Annotated in this window: 16 protein-coding genes; 10 read left to right on the forward strand and 6 right to left on the reverse strand. The window is 69.9% G+C overall.

What is annotated here, in order from left to right:
* Nucleotides 1-216: 216 nt before the first annotated feature.
* Complete coding sequence (locus CcI49_RS04215; RefSeq protein ID WP_054567448.1) at nucleotides 217-1428, reverse strand: ABC transporter substrate-binding protein; 1212 nt, start codon at nucleotides 1426-1428, stop codon at nucleotides 217-219.
* A gap of 879 nt (nucleotides 1429-2307) precedes the next feature.
* Between CcI49_RS04215 and tyrS the strand changes: the two genes are divergently transcribed.
* Nucleotides 2308-3534: a tyrosine--tRNA ligase gene (gene tyrS, locus CcI49_RS04220; RefSeq protein WP_054567449.1), complete on the forward strand. Its 1227-nt coding sequence runs from the start codon at nucleotides 2308-2310 to the stop codon at nucleotides 3532-3534.
* Nucleotides 3535-3664: 130 nt separating this feature from the next.
* On the opposite strand, the gene CcI49_RS04225 is transcribed toward tyrS, so the two are convergent.
* The 3 genes from CcI49_RS04225 to CcI49_RS44065 all read right to left on the reverse strand — a co-directional run bounded on the left by CcI49_RS04225 (nucleotide 3665) and on the right by CcI49_RS44065 (nucleotide 6269).
* A complete protein-coding gene (locus tag CcI49_RS04225) occupies nucleotides 3665-4588 on the reverse strand; it encodes an alpha/beta hydrolase (RefSeq protein WP_241839886.1) in 924 nt (307 codons plus the stop codon).
* A 193-nt stretch (nucleotides 4589-4781) separates the two neighbouring features.
* The gene (locus CcI49_RS04230) at nucleotides 4782-5822 is read right to left on the reverse strand and encodes an LLM class F420-dependent oxidoreductase (protein ID WP_054567451.1); all 1041 of its coding nucleotides are present in this window, start codon (nucleotides 5820-5822) and stop codon (nucleotides 4782-4784) included.
* A gap of 315 nt (nucleotides 5823-6137) precedes the next feature.
* A complete protein-coding gene (locus tag CcI49_RS44065; protein WP_255354757.1) occupies nucleotides 6138-6269 on the reverse strand; it encodes a hypothetical protein in 132 nt (43 codons plus the stop codon).
* Between the two features lie 856 nt (nucleotides 6270-7125).
* Here CcI49_RS44065 and CcI49_RS04235 point away from each other — a divergent pair.
* The 3 genes from CcI49_RS04235 to CcI49_RS04245 all read left to right on the forward strand — a co-directional run bounded on the left by CcI49_RS04235 (nucleotide 7126) and on the right by CcI49_RS04245 (nucleotide 9855).
* On the forward strand, nucleotides 7126-8235 hold the full coding sequence (locus tag CcI49_RS04235) for an ABC transporter substrate-binding protein (RefSeq protein ID WP_235497999.1): 1110 nt from the start codon (nucleotides 7126-7128) through the stop codon (nucleotides 8233-8235).
* 165 nt (nucleotides 8236-8400) lie between these two features.
* A complete protein-coding gene (locus CcI49_RS04240) occupies nucleotides 8401-9123 on the forward strand; it encodes a metal-dependent hydrolase (protein ID WP_054567453.1) in 723 nt (240 codons plus the stop codon).
* 66 nt (nucleotides 9124-9189) lie between these two features.
* Entirely contained in the window at nucleotides 9190-9855 is a 666-nt protein-coding gene (locus CcI49_RS04245; RefSeq protein WP_116437334.1) for a nitroreductase family protein, read from the forward strand.
* Between the two features lie 46 nt (nucleotides 9856-9901).
* Here the strand turns inward: CcI49_RS04245 and CcI49_RS04250 are convergent, their stop codons facing one another.
* The gene (locus CcI49_RS04250) at nucleotides 9902-10972 is read right to left on the reverse strand and encodes a PHB depolymerase family esterase (RefSeq protein ID WP_241839887.1); all 1071 of its coding nucleotides are present in this window, start codon (nucleotides 10970-10972) and stop codon (nucleotides 9902-9904) included.
* A gap of 18 nt (nucleotides 10973-10990) precedes the next feature.
* Here CcI49_RS04250 and CcI49_RS04255 point away from each other — a divergent pair, with 18 nt between their 5' ends.
* Both CcI49_RS04255 and CcI49_RS04260 read left to right on the forward strand, forming a co-directional pair.
* On the forward strand, nucleotides 10991-11440 hold the full coding sequence (locus CcI49_RS04255; RefSeq protein WP_054567887.1) for a MarR family transcriptional regulator: 450 nt from the start codon (nucleotides 10991-10993) through the stop codon (nucleotides 11438-11440).
* Between the two features lie 309 nt (nucleotides 11441-11749).
* On the forward strand, nucleotides 11750-13039 hold the full coding sequence (locus CcI49_RS04260; protein ID WP_054567454.1) for a cytochrome P450: 1290 nt from the start codon (nucleotides 11750-11752) through the stop codon (nucleotides 13037-13039).
* A gap of 77 nt (nucleotides 13040-13116) precedes the next feature.
* Here CcI49_RS04260 and CcI49_RS04265 read toward each other — a convergent pair whose 3' ends face one another.
* Nucleotides 13117-13404 (reverse strand): antibiotic biosynthesis monooxygenase family protein, encoded by a 288-nt coding sequence (locus tag CcI49_RS04265; RefSeq protein WP_054567455.1) that lies wholly within the window; start codon nucleotides 13402-13404, stop codon nucleotides 13117-13119.
* A 231-nt stretch (nucleotides 13405-13635) separates the two neighbouring features.
* On the opposite strand from CcI49_RS04265, the gene CcI49_RS04270 reads away from it, so the two are divergent.
* From CcI49_RS04270 to CcI49_RS04285, 4 genes are all read left to right on the forward strand, one after another.
* The gene (locus CcI49_RS04270) at nucleotides 13636-15105 is read left to right on the forward strand and encodes an aldehyde dehydrogenase family protein (RefSeq protein ID WP_083749297.1); all 1470 of its coding nucleotides are present in this window, start codon (nucleotides 13636-13638) and stop codon (nucleotides 15103-15105) included.
* The gene (gene lhgO, locus CcI49_RS04275; protein ID WP_076824466.1) at nucleotides 15102-16334 is read left to right on the forward strand and encodes an L-2-hydroxyglutarate oxidase; all 1233 of its coding nucleotides are present in this window, start codon (nucleotides 15102-15104) and stop codon (nucleotides 16332-16334) included. The genes CcI49_RS04270 and lhgO overlap by 4 nt, the downstream gene beginning before the upstream one ends.
* Before the next feature lie 103 nt (nucleotides 16335-16437).
* A complete protein-coding gene (locus CcI49_RS04280) occupies nucleotides 16438-17346 on the forward strand; it encodes an amidohydrolase family protein (RefSeq protein ID WP_054567458.1) in 909 nt (302 codons plus the stop codon).
* Nucleotides 17343-19031 carry a thiamine pyrophosphate-dependent enzyme gene (locus tag CcI49_RS04285; RefSeq protein WP_054567888.1) on the forward strand — a complete coding sequence of 563 codons (1689 nt, stop codon included), beginning with the start codon at nucleotides 17343-17345 and terminating at the stop codon, nucleotides 19029-19031. The genes CcI49_RS04280 and CcI49_RS04285 overlap by 4 nt, the downstream gene beginning before the upstream one ends.
* The last annotated feature ends 20 nt before the right edge of the window (nucleotides 19032-19051 follow it).

A 19051-nucleotide genomic window follows, 5' to 3' on the forward strand; every position in this document is an offset into this window, starting at 1 on the left:
CGCGGGGCGCGGGGCGCGGGGCGCGGGGCGCGGGGCGCGGGGCGCGGGGCGCGGGGCGCGGGGGGACGATATGCGCCGGACGCGTGAGGCAGGAGACGCGCGGCGCGCGAGGCACGGCCCTGGCGTGATGACGTCCACGCTCGGCCGCGCGGGGTGAGGCACGGCCCCGCGCGACCCTGGGCGAGGTGACTCCAGGGCCGCGCGGGGGACCAGCGGTTACTGACCGCCCGTGCCGCTGCCGCAGAGGCGCTCGTTGACCACTTCGAAATCCGTGCCCGTCGCGTTGATACGCACGAAGGCGTAGCAGCTCAGGGGAACGGAGGCGTTCGTCGCGAAGTCAAGCGTCTCAATGAGACCGCCCGCGTTGTAGTCGTGCACCGCACGCAGCCCGGTCATGAAGCTCTGCCTGGTCGGGCAGGTGCCGGCCTGTTCGAGCCCCTTGACGAACATGTCGGCGTAGATGTAGCCGAGCATCGCGAACTGCTGGGCCGGCTGGGTCTCCGGCGAGTACTTGGCCATTGCGGCCCGGTAGCTCTCGACGGCCGGGTCGGACGACTCGAACGGGCGGAAATGCACGTCGAACGAGACGCCCGCCAGATCCCGCCCCACCGTCGGCAGCTGGCTCTGGTCATATCCGACGAGCGAGACGGTCGACTTCAGGTTCATCCCCATGTTCCGCGCCGCGACGACGAGCTCGGCCAGGTCGGTCGGGACGGTGAAACCGATGATCGTGTCGGCGTCGGCGGCGATCAGCTTCGAGATCGTCTGGTTCGGGCTGTCGACCCCGTGCACGTACGGAACCGTCTCGGTCGTCCTGAGCCCGGACCGCTCGAAGGCGTCTCGGTATTCCTGGGCGGTCTGCAGCGCGGAGTCCACCGAACCGGTCATCACGAAGCCGACCTTGCTGCCGCCTGCCTGCTGGATGTAGCGGGCGATGGCCGTCGGGTCGACAACGTACCCGTAGGAGAAGAAGTTCTGGTAGCGCGCCCATGTCGACAGCGACGCGAAGCCCACCACCGGAACACCGCTGTTCTTCAGGCTTTCCAGCGCATCGCCGAACACCGTGGTCACCGGGAGAAGACCGAAAACCCCGTCCTTGACCAGGTCCTGCGCCACCTGATTGCTCTCCAACTGCGAGCTGGTGTCGTCGCGCCATTCATAGGTGATTCGGCGCCCATTCACTCCGCCGGCCGCGTTCGCCACCCCAAGCCGCGCGTTCACGCCGGCACGGGCCGACGAAAATGCGTCGCTGCCGGGGCCCGAATCAGAGAGAACCATTCCGAGTCTGACCTGGTCCGCAGTCACACCGGGCCCGGTACACGCCACCACACCATCGCTGCCGGACCCGGAGCTGCAACTTGCCGCACCCGCCAGAAGTGTGACTGCCACCACAGCCCCGGACAGCCCTGACAGTCTTCTTAAGGTCATTTGTTCTCCAACGCGAACCCGACATCGACAACGGAGCCTGGAAGCCGGCAGCCGCAGATGACCAAATGCCCGGGTGGCGCCACGCCGCAGGCCATCCACGCAACCCGTTAACCGGGCACATGGTTTCGCATGTTAACGACCAGGGACAGTTGTCTTTGTGTGAGGTTCGCAGCATCACAGGGAAATCCCAACAGAACCCACGGAGCCGCAATCAACGGTTACCGGAAATTCGGCCACGGGCAGGCCGGCCACTACCCGTGGTGCCCATCCGAACCAGGCTTGCCACGGAGCAGGCCTGTCGCGACACCCGCCGATCACCCTCCGGGCTCGCACGACTGCGACGAGAGCGCACCGCAGTACCTGCCGAACGGCTAGGAAGAAGCGGGGCTCGCCGCACTGCCCGGATGCCCACCACCGCGCCCATCAGACCTGGCCGCCGGCCACCTCCCGGCACCCGCGGTACGCCCGGGGCACCGCACCATGGGCCCGCGGCACCGCGTTATGGGCCCGGGGCGCCGCGTTATGGACAGTGCACGCCGAGGCTGGCAGTGGACGACAGCCACCCCGACTCCGCCACACCCAGGCCACTCACCCGGCACCTCGGGTCCGGCCTCAGGCAGATCGGGTCCGGCAGGGCCAGGGGCACCGCAAGTCACCCGCGACACCCGGACCCACCGTCCAACCACCCCGGGAGTGGAACCCGATATCACACACGGACGACCAATCCGTTGATTTCGGCACCGCTTCAGTCGCGGTTCCCGGACGAAGTTTCGGTCAATGCACGGAGCCGACACCCCCGCCTTGCCGGCCACCCGGATCAGCGGTCGCCCACCCCGACCATGATACGATGATTCATTATCAGCTCTCACAAGGATCCAGATGTCTGTCATCAATGACCGGGCGCACGTCGACCGCCTCCTCAGCGAGTTCGCGCGCACGACCGACGAGATACTGACGCTCGAAGAGCTGCGCACGCGGCTGCTGAGTGGCCGGCAGCTGATTATGAAATACGGTGTCGACCTGACCGCGCCGCATCTTCACATCGGCCATGCGGTGAATCTGTGGATGTACCGCGCGCTGCAGGATCTCGGGCACCGGGTCGTACTTCTGCTCGGCGACTTCACGACGCAGATCGGCGACCCCACCGGTAAGAGCAAAACGCGCCCGGTCCTCGCCCGCGAGGAGATCGAGGCGAACGCGAAGCAGATTCAGGAGCAGGCCACCCGGGTGCTGCGGACCGATCCCGAACTACTCGAGATCCGGCCGAACTCCGAGTGGCTGAACGCGATGACACCCTCGGAGCTGCTGACCGTGATGTCCCGGGTCACCGTGGACCGGCTGCTTTCGCGGGATATGTTCCGTAAGCGGATGAGCGAGGGCCAGTCGATCGCCGCCCATGAGCTGGTATACCCGATCATCCAGGGCTGGGACTCGGTGTGCCTGCGCGCGGACCTGACCATCATCGGCAGTGACCAGCTTTTCAACGAGATGATGGGCCGGTCGCTCCAGGAGAAGGAGGGGCAGGCCCCGCAGGTCGTCATCACCACGAAGATAACCCCGGGTATCGACGGCGGAGAGAAGCAGAGCAAGAGCCTCGGCAACTACGTCGCCATCAATCACAGCCCGCGCGAGAAGTTCGGTCGTCTCATGCGGGTTCCCGACCAGTACGTCGGCCAGTACCTCACGGTCTACAGCGATCTGCCGGAGGACGCGATCCGCGCGGTGCTGAGCAAGCAGGAGACAGCGCCGATCGAGGCGAAGTACGACATGGCCACCGCGATCGTGACCCGTTGGGACGGCGARGCCGCGGCCGCCGCCGAGCGGGACTGGTTCATCACGACCTTCAGCCGCCGTCAGGTACCCGCCGACGCCGAGCACGTCGTGCTCGACACAGCATCGATGAAGGTCCTCGATCTCATGCGCACCCTGCTCGGGGCGGGGCCGTCCAACGGCGACCTGCGGCGACTCATCCAGCAGGGCGGTGTCACCGTGGGCGACGACCGGATCGACGACACCGACGCCGTCATCACCGTGGGCTCCGAGCCGGTGCCGGTGAAGCTCGGCAAGCGCCGCTGGTTCCAGGTCTCACACAGCCCGGCGGACTGAGCGGCGCCCGGTCCGCCGACCCCCGTCGGCCGGCGGCCGCCCGCACCGGTCGGCGCCGGAGCCCACCGCACCGATGACTCCGGCGCAGGCGGCTCCGGCGCGGGTTCCGACCGTTGTTCGGCTGTTCCGCTCAGCCGGCCAAGGGTGGAAGCCGGTCGAGAAATCCACCGAGCCTGCCCGCGAAAACGTCGTTGTCGTCCCCGGCGACCATGTGGCCCGCGCCGGTGACGTCGACGTACTCGGCGTGCGGGATGAGCTGCAGCAGTTCCGCCGCGCCCTCCTCGCTGACGATGTCCGACTGACGGCCCCGCACCAGCAGGGCGGGCACCCGGATCGCCCGGGCGGCGTCGTACAGAAGTTCGGGCTGGGCGGATGGCGCCGGCACGACGGCTTCGGCGGGGTGCGCCGCCCGCTTGGTGGCCAGCTCGCTGAAACCGCGTTCCGCCTCGTCACGAATGGTCATGAAGGCGGGATCCCAGTGCCAGAACCAGCGCCCGTCCCGGTGTCGCAGGTTCTTCTTCAGGCCTTCGAGGTTCGTGGGCCGTTTGCGGTGCGGGTTGTAGGCGCTGATGGCGTCGGACGCCTCCTCCAGCGACGCGAAGCCGTCCGGCGCCGAGGACATGAAGGCGAAGATCTTGTCCGTGCCGGCGGGTTCGATCCGCGGTGTGATGTCGACCAGCACCAGCGCACGGCCGAGTCCCGGGTCCTCGCTCTGGGCGACGAGCGCCGCCATGCCCCCCATCGACGCACCGACGAGGACCGGTGGTTCATCGAGCTGGCGCGCGATCGCCCCGACGTCGGCCACCAGGGACCGATGGCTGTAGTCACCGTCCGGCGCCCACTCGCTGTCGCCGTGCCCACGGGCGTCGACGGAGATCGCCGCCCACCCGAGGCCGGCGAGCCGCTCCCCCGTCCGCTGCCAGGAGTGCCTGGTCTGCCCGCCACCGTGCAGCAGGAGGACGAAGCCCCTGCGCTCGCCGCCGGGCGGATCCCACCGGTCGCCCGCCAGGCGTACCCCGGCGCCGTCGAAGGACACCTGCTCTCGCAGAATCATCGGTCGCTTCGTCCCCTTCATCCGCGCCAGGCCTTGTCGCAACCGCGGGCGTTCCGTCCGCCGGCCCCTCCTGTCACTGGCCTGTCCAGCAAACCACGCCACTGTTCTGCGCGGCCCGCGACCGCGGGCACCGCGCGCGGTCTGTGTGACAGCCCACCCGAGATCGGATTCGGCGCCACGGTCGGGGCTGCCGTCAGGAGAGCCAGCCACGCACCTGTTCGATGGCGGCCACCCGAGAACGATGGTCGGGCGCGAGCGGGGTCACGTTCAGGGTTGTCGCCCCCGCCTGCGCATAGGCGGCCAGCCGCTCCTGGATGTAGCCGGCCGGCCCGATGAGAGCGGTCGCCCGCAGCAGCTCGATCGGAACCGCAGCCTCGGCTTCCTTCTTCTTCCCGGCCAGGTACAGATCCTGGATGAGCTCGGCCTCCCGGACGTAGCCGTACCGCCGGGCGAGGTCGTTGTAGAAGTTCCGTCCCTTCGCGCCCATCCCGCCGATGTAAAGCGCCACCGACGGACGCATCAGGTCGAGCAGACCGTCGAGGTCCTCGCCGATCGCCAACGGCGCCGCGACGACGACGTCCAGCGGGCCGAGCCGCGGGTCGCGGCGGGCCGTGCCGTCGGCCAGCGCCTCGCCCCACACCTCGCGGGCCTTCTCCGGGTGGAAGAAGAAGGGCTCCCAGCCCTCGGCGATCTCCGCGGCCATCGCCACGTTCTTCGGGCCGATCGCGGCCAGGAGCACCGGAATCCGCTCCCGTACCGGGCGGTTGATGATCTTCAGTGGCTTCCCCAAGCCGGTGCCGCGCTCCGGCGGCAGCGGCAGGGTGTAGTAACGACCGCTGTACTCGACCTTCTCCCGCCGCCACACCGCTCGGCAGATCTCGACGACCTCCCGGGTCCGGCCGAGCGGCGCATCGTAGGGCACACCATGAAAGCCCTCGATGACCTGGGGACCGGACGCCCCGATGCCCAGTGTGAACCGGCCGCCGGAGACGAAGTCGAGCCCGGCCGCGGTCATCGCCGTCAGCGTGGGCGTCCGGGTGTAGATCGGCAGGATCCCCGAGGCGATCTCGACCCGTTCGGTGCGGGCGGCCAGAAAACCGAGCTGGCTCACCGCGTCGAACGAATAGGCCTCCGGGACGAAGACGATCCCCAGACCCGCCCGTTCGAAGTCGCCGAGCTCGGCGACCGTCTCAGTGAAACCTCCGCTGTAGTTCAGCGGCATCCCGATCCGCATGGGAACTCGCCTCCTGCTCCGTACCCGGTGGGTCAGTCCAGCGTCCCGGCGACGGCCAGCCGGCCGCCCGGCAGCCCGTTGCGTCGTCAAGCGGTCGGCCGCGTCGCGTCATGTCGCGATCGGCAGGCTACCGGCAGCACCCGTCACGGGCCACCTGTCCACCGCCGATGGCAACAACACCTCGACGCCGCCGCCCGATCCGCCCCTGCCGGCTGACCAGCAAGGGCGGATCGGGCGCCTTGGGAGATGACCGGCTCAGCAGCTTCGCGCCGCCCCAGGTCTGGCCAGGCCCGCCAGGCCGGGCCTGACTGGGCGTCAGGTCACGCCGCCGCGTGATGCCTTCGCGGTCTCGCTGAACTCGACCTTCGAGAAGGTCTCGACCAGCCGATCCGCCGAGAATCCCCCAGCGCGCGGGCGCTCGAACAGCGACGGGACGGGGAAGCCCACGCCAAATCGGGTCGAGACAAAACGAAATCCGGACCAGGAGGTTCGGGAACGGTGGCTCGGGCTCCGTCATCCCTCCTCGGACGTTGAATCATCCGACCACGGAGTAGACGCACCGAAAACTTCCCACGACCTTCTTCTGATATCCGGCCGCCGGCCGCGGGATCCCTTTTCCGGCCACGGCCCACCACTGCGGGCAGGCACCTGACCGTGCCTTTTCCGGCATCCATGCGTGCCATCGCGGGGCCGCCGCGACGCCCGGATCATCTGCACTGCGGTCCGCCCCGGCAGCGCGGCCCGCGACCAACAACCGACGGCCTGTTTCCACCCGACCTTGTCGATCACTCCTCGGTTCGCGTCACGATGGCCGTGGTCATCGCCCTCCCAGCCGCAGACGAAACGCAGTGACCGGAATTCCGACTGACGATGGAGGCACAACACCCGCGCATCACTCCGGTCAGCTGACCGTCCGTTAGGTAAGGTGCCCACGGCGGAGACAAGCCCGCGGACAAGCAGACAGGCAGCGAAACACACCTTGCTTGCAGCGGTTTCGACATGGAGGTCTTTCATGGCGCGGCGCAGATCTGACCCACACCGGGCCGGCGCACCCGCCTGAACGCGGAGATGTCCGACTACCCAACGGTCACCACCGCCGAGATCGTGCTGCTATAGTCCGCTACGCTGGCGGCCCGAAAAGGACGACATCCAATTGGGTCAAGATCCGCCTCGGGAGATGCGCATAGTGAGGATCAAGTATTCGGCGGCGTGCTGTGCTGCGGCCTTGTTCAGCGCGACGACGTTATCGGCCTGCCTCGGAGGAACAACGGCAGCCGACAGAGCGGACTGCAACACGCCTGGCGTGACCGCCAATCAGGTGAACGCCGGCCTCATCTATCCGGACACCGGGATGGCGGCCGACGTCTTCACCGCGTTCCGGGCCGGGGTGGATGCGCGCTTCGGGGTCGCGAACGCCGCCGGCGGTGTCAACGGCCGTCACCTCGTCCTCACGCCGCGCAACGACGAGAGCACTGCGTCACTGAATCTCTCGGTGAGCCAGGAGCTGATCGAGAAGGAGCGGGTCTTCGCCGTCCTCGAGGGCAGTGTGGTGACCGGCGGCGGCGCCGATTACCTGACGAAGGCCGGGGTCCCGGTTGTCGGCCTCGCCGTCGAGGACGTGTGGGCGAAGAACCGCAACATGTTCACCTTCGCCTACAACTTCTCCGGCACGGGCACGGTGAACACCTTCGGCAAGTTCGCCAAGAAACACGGCGGAACCCGCGCGATCATCTACCACAACGGTCTCGACTCGTCGGTGTCGACACCGCTCGCGCGCCAGTTCACCGCCAGTTTCGACGCGGTCGGGATCCCCTCCGTCCTGGTGGCCGGTGACAACGACCCGTCGGCCAGCCAGATCGCGGAGGTCATCCGGCGCATCAGGACGGACGGTGCCGACACGTTCGTCGGCAACCTCGATGCACCCGGCACCGCGAAGATCATCTCCGCGGTACGCGAAGCGGGCCTGCAGCTCAACGTGATTCTCAGCGCCGCCCAGGCTCCCACCCCGGAGCTGCTCGCGCAGTACGGTACCAACCTTGCCGGCGTCACCACCTTCACCAGCTATCTGCCGCTGGAAGTGGAGTCACCGGCGAACACCGCCTACCGCAATGCCATCTCCGCCTACGCGCCCTCGCTCCAGAACCCCAACGAGACCCTGGCGCTGGTCGGCTACCTCGTCGGGGACATCTATGTCCGCGGTCTGGAGGAGTCCGGCGACTGCCCGACGCGTCAGGGCTTCATCGACGGCCTGCGCGCGGTGAAGGACTACAACGCCGGCGGCCTGACCAACACGATCGACTTCGACGCGGACTTCGGCAAGGTCGAGCAGTGTTACTCGTTCAGCCGGGTGAACGCGGCCGGCACCGGCATGGAAGTCGTGGAGACCGACTTCTGCGGGGACCGGCTGGACTGAGGCGCTCCACTGCGGCGCGGCGGTGGAGGGCACCGGCTGTCCGACATCCACCGCCGGCCGGCGGCCCATCTCGTCCAGGGATGTCCTCTTGGCGCGTCACGTGCGCTGTGGGTGCCGTACCCGCTAAAGTCCGCCGGTGCCGATCATTGGGAATGATGCGACGTGATGGGGCAGACGCACGTGTTGAGCGGCGGAGTGGCCTGGTTGGCCGCCGCTCCGCTGCTCTCGCGGGAGGAGCTGCTGGGTTCGCACGCGCTGTCGCTGTCCTCCAGCCAGCTGATCGCCGGTGCGGTCGTGGCCGCCGGCTCGGGCCTGCTGCCCGACATCGACCACCCGTCGGGCCGGATAGCCAACACGCTGGGGCCGCTGACGAAGACGTTGTGCCGGTGGGTGAGCCGCCTGTCCGGCGGCCATCGGCACGCCACCCATTCGCTGCTGTTCGCGGTCGCCATGGGAATCCTCATGGGGCTGCTGGCGGAGCATTTCCGGTACGGCTGGTGGGCCGCGCTGTTCGTGCTGGTCGGTTTCGGGCTGCGTGGGCTCGGCCTGGACTTCAAGGGGCACGACGTCTGGTCCGGACTGAAGGACTGCCTGACGGCCGGGATCGCGGTGTACCTGATGCGCGACCTCGACATGGGCTTCGCCGGCTACGCCGTCACGATCGGTGCCCTGGCCCATCTGCTCGGAGACTGCCTCACCCCACGCGGATGCCCGTTGCTGTGGCCGGTGAACTGGCGGATGGAGACGGTCCTGGTGCCCCGGACGAACGGCACGGTCGAGCGGAAGGTCGTCGTCCCGGTCCTGTTCTGCGCTGCGGTCATCCTGACGACCGGCACTCTGGTCGGCGACGACCCGTTCCTCTGGTTCGGCCGCATCCCGACGGGCTGAGTTAACGTGCCGGTGTCCCTTTCCCGAGGACCGCGCCTGTCGGGTGCGGAGTGCAAGGAGCGTCCGGTGGCCCTGCCTGAGCCTGATCTGACCGCTGATCTGACGCCCGAGCAGCTGCTGACCACAACACGCAGCGTCCGTAAGCGGCTCGACCTGGACCGCCCGGTCGAGCCGGCGCTGATCGACGAATGCCTGCGGATCGCGCTGCAGGCCCCGAGTGGGTCGAACCGGCAGGGCTGGCACTGGCTCGTGGTGACCGACCCCGACCTGCGGGCCGGAATCGCCGACGCCTACCGCAAGGGTGCCGCCGGATATCTGGCCGCCGCGGACCGGGCCAATACCGAGCAGTACGAGGGCGAGCGTGCCGCGACCCAGGCCCGGGTCACCGATTCCGCCCGCTTTCTCGCGGAGAACCTGCACCGGGTGCCGGTTCTGGTCATTCCGTGCATCGAGGGTGACGCCGCCTCGGTGCCCGCCGCGCAACAGGCCGGTTTCTGGGGTTCGCTRCTGCCCGCGGTCTGGAGCTTCATGCTCGCCGCACGGCTGCGCGGGCTCGGCACCGCCTGGACGACCCTTCACCTGGCCCATGCCGGGGAGGTGGCGGAGCTCCTGGGTATTCCGCCCGGTTACACCCAGGGTGCGCTCGTGCCGGTCGCCCACACCGTCGGCACCGGTTTCCGCCCGGCTTCCCGGGAGCCGCTGGAGACCGTCCTGCATCGCGACCGCTGGTAGAGCGGTAGCTGGTAGCGGTACCGGGTTTGCGCCCCCCTGCCGCCTCTCAGCGCAGGGGGGCGGGGTGCGCGGCGAAGAAGTCCCAGATGCGCGTGGTCGCGTCGAGGGCGTCCGACGGCTCGTCCGCTCCCAGCAGCTGCGTGAGGGGCTTCGCGTCGCTGCCGGGCCACTGGTGGCCCGCGCCGTCGATCGTGACCAGCTCGACCGCACGGCCGTCGGGACAGGCCGCGGCGGACGTCGTCAGCACACCCTCGACGGTCACCGACGGCTGCGGGCAGTCGTCGATCGCACGCCAGGCGGCGGCCACCTCAGGAACGGGCGGGCCGTCGATGCCCGGGTACCGACGGCTGAACGGGTCGCCCTGCTCACCGTCGTACCGGATAGATTTGTCCTCGGTGCCGTGAATGTGCAGGACGGAGGCCTTCGCCGCCGACGAGCAGTCGACCAGCATCGTCGTCGAGACAGCCGCGACCGCGGCGAACAGATCGGTCTCGCAGGCCATCCGATAGGCCATCGCGCCGCCGTTGGAGATCCCGGTGACGAACACACGGCGCGGGTCGACGTCGATCCGGCCGCCCAGCGTCGTGAGGACGTCCCGCAGGAACGCGACATCGTCCACGTTGTCACCCGCGGCGGGGCCGCAGCAGGTGCCACCGGCGTTCCAGGAGCGGCTGGTCCCGTCGGGAAACACGGCTAGGAAACGCCCGGCGTCGGCGGCATCATCCCACCGGTAGCTGTTCTCGGCCTGCGTTCCGCTGCCGTACCCGCCGTGCAGCATGACGACCACGGGCACCTGGCCGGTGAGCCCGGAGGGCCGGTAGAGGTGAACCGTCCGCTCCTCCTTCGCCCCTGCCACCGTCAACGCGAAGCTCGACCGACCCGTCGGAATCGGCGCCCCGGCGCCCGGCTGCGAGGGTACCGACGGGGAATCCGAACCGCCGAGACGCTGCCGTAAGGGACCGGAGCCGCGCGCCCCCGAGTCACACGACACCAGGAGAGCGACCAGCACGGCCGCCATGAGCAGTGCGGCTCCCAGAACGGCCCGCCGATGTGCGCGGAGCACCGAGATCGACATGTCGTCAGAATAGGCAAGTACCTTGCCTATTTGCAATGGCACGATACCTCCGTGAGCCAGATGTTCCGGCCGGTCGCCGCGCAGACGACACCGGCCCTGCTGCAGAGAGTCGCCAGGCTGCAAGCCGCCCGGGTGGCCGAGGGCTTCGCCGCCGCCGGGCTCACCGGCCTGCGCCCAGGCCACGCGCTACTGCTCGTGCCCCTGCTGGGCGGGGGTCGCCGCGTCTCCGAGCTCGCCGAGGGCCTCGGCGTGACCAGGCAGGCGACAGCCCAGGTGGTGACCACCCTGGAGCGGGGCGGGTATGTCGAGCGGATCGCCGATCCCGACGACGGCCGAGCCCGGCTGGTGCAGCTGACAGCCGCCGGCCTGGCGGCGTTGCGCGCGATGCGCCGCACCGCGGTCGCCGTCGAGCAGGAGTGGTCGGAGCTCCTCGGCCCCGACGGCCTCGACCAGCTCCGCACTCTGCTGGTGGCGCTCGTGGCCGGAGACGGCGGCTTCACCGAACCCTGAGCCGGGTTTCGGCGCCGCCCGCCACCGACTGCGCGACCGACGCCGACCGCGTCGCGGTGAGGCAGCGCGGACGTTGCGGCGCGGAGGTTGCGGCGCGGGGGATGCGGCGCGGGGGATGCGGCGCGGCCGGTGCGCCTTTTCCATCTCGCGGTGCATGGACACGGATGCCGCGGGTCCGCGCCGACGCCGGAAAAGACCCGGTCTGGTTGCTCGTGCTTCCGCGCGTGTGCTAGACAGGTGCCCAACACGTATTGGGCACTCGCCCAAGAGTTTTCTGACGCGCGCGGCGCCACTCGGAGGGAGAGCGGGTTGACCGACTGGAAGACGATCGATTTCTTCAATGACGAATCGCTCGTCGAAAACCCGTATCCGTATTTTGACGATCTACGTGCCACCTGCCCGGTGCTGCCGCTGCCGCATCTCGGGGTCGTCGCGGTGACCGGCTATGCCGAGGCCACCGAGGTGTACCGCGACGTCGACACCTTCTCCTCATGCAACTCGGTGGTCGGCCCCTTCGCGGTCTTCCCCGTGCCGCTGGAGGGTGACGACGTCGGCGCCATCATCGACGAGCACCGTGACCAGTTGCCGATGAACGAGCACATGGTCACCATGGACCCGCCGATGCATACCAACGAGCGTGCGCTCGTCATGCGGATGCTGACACCGAAACGGCTGCAGGAGAACGAGGAGTTCATCCAGGGGCTGGCCGGCCGGCAGCTCGACGAGTTCATCGACGACGGCAGGTGCGAGTTCATCCGCGCCTACGCGCAGCCGTTCGCGATGCTCGCGGTGGCCGACGTCCTGGGTGTCCCCGAGGCCGACCACGAGCGTTTCCGGAAGGGCTTCGGGCTGAGCACCAGCCCCGGCCAGATCGGCGCCGGCGGGGAGTCCGACGGCGAGCTGAACGCGCTGGGCTGGCTGGACAACTGGTTCAGCAAGTACATCGAGGACCGCCGTCAGAACCCGCGCAACGACGTCCTGACCCAGATGGCGACGGCGACGTATCCCGACGGGAGCATTCCGGAGGTGATCGCGGTCGTCCGTGCCGCGACCTTCCTGTTCGCCGCGGGGCAGGAGACCACCGCCCGGCTGCTCGGTGCCGTGCTGAAGTACCTCGCCGAGAACCCGGAGGTCCAGGACGAGCTGCGGGCGAACCGTGAGCTGATCCCCGACCTGATCGAGGAGTCGCTGCGGGTCGAGAGCCCGGTCAAGGCCGACTTCCGGCTGGCACGGCGGAACACGACGGTCGGCGGCGTCGAGGTGGCGGCGGGTACCCCGGTGATGCTCCTCAACGGGGCGGCGAACCGCGATCCGCGCCATTTCGAATGCCCGGCCGAGTTCCGGCACGACCGCAAGAACGTCCGCCAGCACATCGCGTTCGGCCGTGGGGTCCATTCCTGCCCCGGTGGGCCGCTCGCCCGTGTCGAGGCGCGGATCAGCCTGGAGCGCATCCTCGACCGCACCCGCGACATCCGGCTTTCCGAGGAGCATCACGGCCCGGCCGGCGAGCGCCGGTTCAAGTACGAGCCGACCTGGGTGCTGCGCGGCCTGACCGAGCTGCACCTGGAGTTCACCCCGGTCACGAGCGGATCCGCCTGAGCCGCCTGAGCCGCAGATGACGTGGGGGCGGTCAGGCCCGGGACCGGATCGGTTCCGGGCCTGACCGCCCCTGCTGTTCAGAGCGCGACCAGGTCATGCCGCCGCCGCTCCTCGAGATACGGCAGCGTCTCCTTTTTCAGCCAGTGCTCGAAATACTCCGACGAGGCGTGCGCGGTGACCGCCGCCGCGTCGACGTACTCCTCGTAGATCGCGAAGACCGCCGGATCCCGCGGCGACCGGCAGACGTTGTACGCGAGGTTTCCCGGCTCGGCCCGGGTGGGTTCCACCATCCGCGCCAGAGAATGCGCGACGTGCTCCTCGAAACCGGGCTTCACCTTATAGTGCACAATTATCACGGACGACATCTTCTCTCCTGCTGCTCGCGGCTTCTTCGAGGGCCCACCCATCATGGCGGCCGATCGGCCTGACCCGGCCTCTTCGTCCACACCGGCCCGCACGTGGACCGTAAACCTTAGTTTGCCGGTTTATGGTCTTCACTGTTCTGATCCGACTCCTAGGCTCGGTTCCTACCTGCCGAAGGGCCGTTTGGCCCCCAGGTTGCAGGTCTCCAGGATTCGAGAGGACGGTCGGAGTTGATGCCACCAAGGGCGGTGCCACGGCTCGTCGGCGGGCAGTGGCTGATGCCAGCCGACGGCCGGCACATCGACGTCGTCGACCCGGCGGACGTACGCCGGGTCGTCGGGCGGGTTCCGGCGATGTCCGCGGCGGAGGTGACCGAGCTCTACGACGCGGCGGTGCTGGGAGCACGCCGGTGGCGCGCCACCGGACTGCTCGGCCGCGCCCAGGTGCTGATCGACGCGGCCGCCGACCTGCGCGGACGTCGCGAGGAGATCGCCGCCGACCTGGTGGCCGAGATGGGCAAGACCCTCGCGGAGGCCACGGTCGAGGTCACCAAGGCCGCTGACTTCTTCGACTACTACGCGAGCATGGCCCGTCAGCCCTACGGGCACCTGCTGGCCGACAGCCGCCCGGGCACCGAGACATCCGTGCGCTCGGAGCCGCTCGGGGTGGTCTGCCTGATCACCCCGTGGAACGACCCGTTGCTGACCCCGGCCCGCAAGGCCGCCCCGGCCCTGATCGCGGGCAACGCCGTCGTCCTCAAGCCGGCGTCCGAGACACCGCTGGTCGCGGTGCACCTCGCCCGTTCCCTGCACGACGCCGGTCTGCCCGCCGGGGTGCTCGGGCTCGCCCTCGGACGCATCAGCGAGATCGAGGCGGCGCTGCTGGACGACCCGCGGATCGCCGCGGTGTCGTTCACCGGGAGCACGGCGGTCGGACGAATCCTCAAGCGTCGGCTCGCCGACCGCACCGTGCGGGTACAGGCCGAGCTCGGTGGCAAGAACGCCTCGGTGGTCCTCGCCGACGCCGATCTGGCGCTCGCCGTCCCGACCGTCGCCGCGGCGTCGTTCGGGCAGACCGGGCAGCGCTGCACCGCCACCAGCCGGGTGATCGTCGACCGCAGGATCGCGGACGAGTTCATCGCCGGTCTGGTCCAGGCCACCGAGGCGATCCCCTACGGTCCCGGCACCGATCCGGACGTCGTGGTGGGCCCACTCGTCAGCCGGCGCCACCGCGACGACGTCCTGGGCCACATCGAGCGCGCCCGTCAGGAGGGAGCGGTGATCGCCACCGGCGGGACGACCCCGGCGGACGGCCCGCTGGCCCACGGCTGTTTCGTCACCCCGACCGTCATCACCGAGGTCACCCCGGCGATGGGAATCTGGCGCGACGAGGTGTTCGGCCCGGTCCTCGCCGTGGGAGTGGTGGATGGTTTCGACGCGGCGGTGGCCGCCGCGAACGACTCCGCCTACGGCCTGGCCGCCTCCATCTTCACCCGCGACCTCGGCCACGCCCACGCCTTCGCCGACCGGGTGGACACCGGCCAGGTGTCGGTGAATCTGCCGACCTCGGGCTGGGACGTCCACATGCCCTTCGGGGGTTTCGGTGACTCCGGCGGGTCGACGGTCAAGGAGCAGGGCTACGAGGGCCTCCGCTTCTACTCGCGGGTCAAGACCGTCGCGATGCGAAGCGAGCCGGGCTCATGACCGCGGCTGGCACGGCCCGTGAACGGGTCGGGGTGGTCGGCGGTGGGCTCGTCGGCCTCGCGGTCGCCCGCCGGCTGGCCCAGCTCGGCCGGGAGGTCGTCGTCTTCGAGAAGGAGGACGCGCTCGCGACCCACCAGTCCGGGCACAACTCCGGCGTCGTGCACGCCGGGCTCCACTACCAGCCGGGCTCGCTGAAGGCGACGCTGTGCCGTCGCGGTGTCGCCCTGCTGCGCGAGTTCTGCGCCGAGCACGACCTGGAGTTCCGGGAGATCGGGAAGGTCGTCGTCGCCCGCGACGACCTGGAGGCCGGGCGGCTGCGGGCCATCGAGGGCCGCGCGCGGCACAACGGCGTTCCCGGCATCCGCTGGCTTGACCAGGCCGGACTGCGCGAGCTGGAGCCGAACGTCACCGGGGTGGCCGCGCTGCACTCACCGACCACCGCCATCGTCGACTACCCGGCGATCGCCCGGGCCATGGCGGAGGACGTCGCCGCCGCCGGCGGCCAGATCCTGCTCGCCACCACGGTCACCGCGATCAGCCCGGCCGGCGCCGACGCGGTCACCGTCACGGCCGGCTCCCGGGCCGCCGGTTCCCAGACCCACCAGCTGGGCCAGGTCGTGCTGTGCGCGGGGCTGCAGGCGGATTCGGTGGCCCGGCTCGCCGGCGACGACCCGGGGCCGGCCATCGTGCCGTTCCGCGGCGAGTACTACCGGCTGGTGCCCGCGCGGACCGGGCTGGTCCGCGGCCTGGTCTACCCGGTTCCCGACCCGGCCTACCCGTTCCTGGGCGTGCACCTCACCCCGCGGGTCGACGGGAACGTCGACATCGGCCCGAACGCGGTGCTCGCGCTGGCGCGTGAGGGCTACCGGCGCCGCGACCTGCGCCTGGGCGACCTCGCGGCCGTGCTGCGCTGGCCCGGGGCGCGCAGGCTGTTCCGCCAGCACTGGCGGGCCGGCCTCGGGGAGATGCGCGGGTCGCTGTCCAGGCGGGTCTTCCTCGCGGCGGCCCGGGAATACGTCCCTGACCTGCGGACATCCGACGTCGTCCGCGCGCCGGCCGGGGTCCGCGCGCAGGCCGTCGACGCCGACGGCTCCCTGGTGGACGACTTCCGCATCAGCAGGCTCGGCCCGGTGACCGCGGTGCGCAACGCCCCGTCGCCGGCCGCGACCTCGTCGCTGGCGATCGCCGAGCACGTCGTCGACCAGATCGCCGCGCGTCAGCCTTCCTGACCACGACCTTCTCTCCGTAGTTCCCGCGTTCAGTTCCCACGTTCCCAGCGGTGGCCCGGTGGGCGCCGCACCCGTCCCCCATCCCGAATCGAGGACGCCACAGATGTTCATCGTCGACTCGCAGATCCACGTCTGGCTCGAGGAGACCCCCGACCGGCCGTGGGTGCCCGGGGCCCGCGAGCGGATCCGTCTCAACGGGCACCGCGAAGAGGCGTTCAGCTATGAGGAGGCGCTCCGGCTGATGGACGCCGCCGGGGTCAACCGGGCGCTCATCCTGCCGCCGTCCTGGGAGGGTGACCGCATCGACTATGCCCTCGAGGCGTGCGAGGCGCACCCGGACCGTTTCGGGATCATGGCCCGGATCCCGCAGAACAAGCCGGCCGAGGGTGCGGCGATGATGCGCGACTTCGCGCAGAACCCGTACGTGAAGGGCACCCGGCTGACGTTCCACCGGCCGATCGACCGCAACTGGATGATCGACGGCACGAACGACTGGTACTGGCCGCTGGCCGAGGAGCTGGGCATCAGGACGATGGTGCACGCGCCGATCTGGAAGGCCGAGCTGGGCGCGATCGCGGCCCGCCACCCCGGCCTGCGCATCATCATCGACCACATGGGGATCATGGCCCGCTGCGTCGACGACGCCATCGGCTACTGGGTCAAGGAGACCGCCGACCTGCACAAACACCCCAACATCTACGTCAAGGTCTCCGCCGTCCCGGGCTATTCGACCCAGCCGTTCCCGAACCTCAACCTCGCGAAGTACGTTCGCGAGATGGTCGACGCGATGGGTCCGCAGCGCTGCTTCTGGGGCACGGACCTGACCCGTCTCATGGGCCACGGCCTGACCTACGCCGACACGATCGCGCAGTTCACCGAACACTTCGGCTTCACCGCCGAGGAACTCGAGTGGATCATGGGCCGTGGGATCTGCGAGTGCCTCGAATGGCCGATCTCGGACGCCCCCCTCGCGGTCGGCACGAGCGCCGGCGGCACGGAGGCGGCATCGTGACGGACCTGACGGACGAGAAGGACCGCAAGGACGGCGGGGAGGCGATCCTCGAGGCCTGCCGGAGCCTTGGGGTCGATGTCATCTTCTCCTCGCCGGGCTCCGAGTGGGCGCCGGTGTGGGAGGCGCTCGCCCGGCAGGAGAAGAACGGCACGCCTGGGCCGCGTTACCTCGATCTGCTGCACGAGACCCTCGCCGTGGCGATGGCGACCGGGTACGGGCTGGTGACCGGCCGGCCTCAGATGGTCCTGCTGCACGCGGTGCCCGGTCTCTTACAGGGTGCCTGCGGCATCCACGGCGCGCTGCTGGCCAACGTCGCGATGGTCGTCTGCTCGTCCGAGTCGATCACCTACGGCGAGACCGAGACCGATCCCGGTTCGCAGTGGTACCGCAACCTGTCCATCGTCGGCGGCACGCAGGCGGTCGCCGCACCCTTCGTCAAGTGGTCCACCCAGGTCGGCAGCGTGTCCACGCTGTACGGCTCCGTGGTCCGGGCCGCCGAGATCGCCCGCCGGGGGCCGGCCGGTCCGGTGTACCTCAACGTCCCGGTCGAGGTCCTGCTCGAACCATGGGAGCCGGCGGCGACGGCCGTCCGGCCCGTGGCCCTGCCGGGCAGCCGGGTCAGCACCGAGCCCGAGCTGGCCGAGGCCGCCCGCCGGCTCGTCGCCGCCGAGCGCCCGGTCATCGTCACCGAGTCGGCCGGCCGGCATCCCGACGGCTTCGCCGCGCTCGTCGACCTCGCCGAGCTGCTCTCGATCCCCGTCGTCGAGCCGCAGTCAGCGGTGTGCGCCAACTTCCCGCGCACCAGTGAGCTGCACCGCGGCGGCGAGGGCGGCGCGCTGTTCGCCGAGGCCGACCTGATCGTCCTGGTCTGCTGCCGTGCGCCCTGGTACCCACCCAGCAACCGCCCCGCGGACGCCGAGGTACTCGTCATCGACGACGTCCCGCACCGTCCGTACAGCGACTACCAGGTCCTCACCGCCGACCAGTACCTGGAGGGCGATGTCGGGCCGACGCTGCGAGCGTTGGTCTCGGGCGTCTTGGAGCTCGGTGTCGACGACGAGCGGGTCGCCGCCCGGCGCGCCGCCCTCGCCGCTCCCCGACCGGCACGGGCCGCCGCCGGCGCCGGCCTCGACGCCGCGGCCGTGGTCAGGGAACTGCGCGACCTGATCGACCCGCGAGCCGCCGTCGTCGACGAGACGATCACGCACAGCCGGGCGATCGCGCAGCATCTGCGGGCCGAGGAGCCGGGCCGGTACTCCTACGTCCAGGGCGGCCTCGGCCAGGGGCTCGGTGTGGCGCTCGGAGTCAAGCTCGCCGATCCGGATCGTGAGGTCGTCCTCACGATCGGCGACGGCTCGTTCCTCTACAACCCGATCGTGCAGTCCCTCGCGGCGTCGCGCGCTCTCGGCCTCCCGCTGCTGGTGGTGGTCTTCAACAACCGGCAGTACCGGTCGATGAAGCTCAACCACCTGCGCTTCTACCCGCAGGGCACCGCGGTCACCGAGGACGACTTCCGCGGTGTGGACCTCACCGACCAGCCCGATCTGGCCTCCCTGGTCACACCGTTCGAGATGGCGGGGCACACCGTCACCAGGCCCGAGGAGCTACGCCCCGTCCTCGAGGCGGCGCTGGCAGGTGTCCGGGCCGGCGTCACCGCGCTGGTCGACGTGCATCTCCCGCTGTAGCCGCCGCCCGCCGGCCGGGC

The organism is Frankia sp. CcI49, assembly GCF_001983215.1.
GTDB lineage: Bacteria > Actinomycetota > Actinomycetes > Frankiales > Frankiaceae > Parafrankia > Parafrankia irregularis.

What these genes read in the sequence shown, in the direction of transcription:
- CcI49_RS04230 (WP_054567451.1), bottom strand. Translation starts at nt 5,822, where the DNA reads ATGCGGATCGGGATGCCGCTGAACTACAGCGGAGGTTTCACTGAGACG.
- CcI49_RS04240 (WP_054567453.1), top strand. Translation starts at nt 8,401, where the DNA reads ATGGGGCAGACGCACGTGTTGAGCGGCGGAGTGGCCTGGTTGGCCGCC.
- CcI49_RS04255 (WP_054567887.1), top strand. Translation starts at nt 10,991, where the DNA reads ATGTTCCGGCCGGTCGCCGCGCAGACGACACCGGCCCTGCTGCAGAGA.
- lhgO (WP_076824466.1), top strand. Translation starts at nt 15,102, where the DNA reads ATGACCGCGGCTGGCACGGCCCGTGAACGGGTCGGGGTGGTCGGCGGT.
- CcI49_RS04265 (WP_054567455.1), bottom strand. Translation starts at nt 13,404, where the DNA reads ATGTCGTCCGTGATAATTGTGCACTATAAGGTGAAGCCCGGTTTCGAG.
- CcI49_RS04270 (WP_083749297.1), top strand. Translation starts at nt 13,636, where the DNA reads ATGCCACCAAGGGCGGTGCCACGGCTCGTCGGCGGGCAGTGGCTGATG.
- CcI49_RS04215 (WP_054567448.1), bottom strand. Translation starts at nt 1,428, where the DNA reads ATGACCTTAAGAAGACTGTCAGGGCTGTCCGGGGCTGTGGTGGCAGTC.
- CcI49_RS04225 (WP_241839886.1), bottom strand. Translation starts at nt 4,588, where the DNA reads ATGATTCTGCGAGAGCAGGTGTCCTTCGACGGCGCCGGGGTACGCCTG.
- CcI49_RS04280 (WP_054567458.1), top strand. Translation starts at nt 16,438, where the DNA reads ATGTTCATCGTCGACTCGCAGATCCACGTCTGGCTCGAGGAGACCCCC.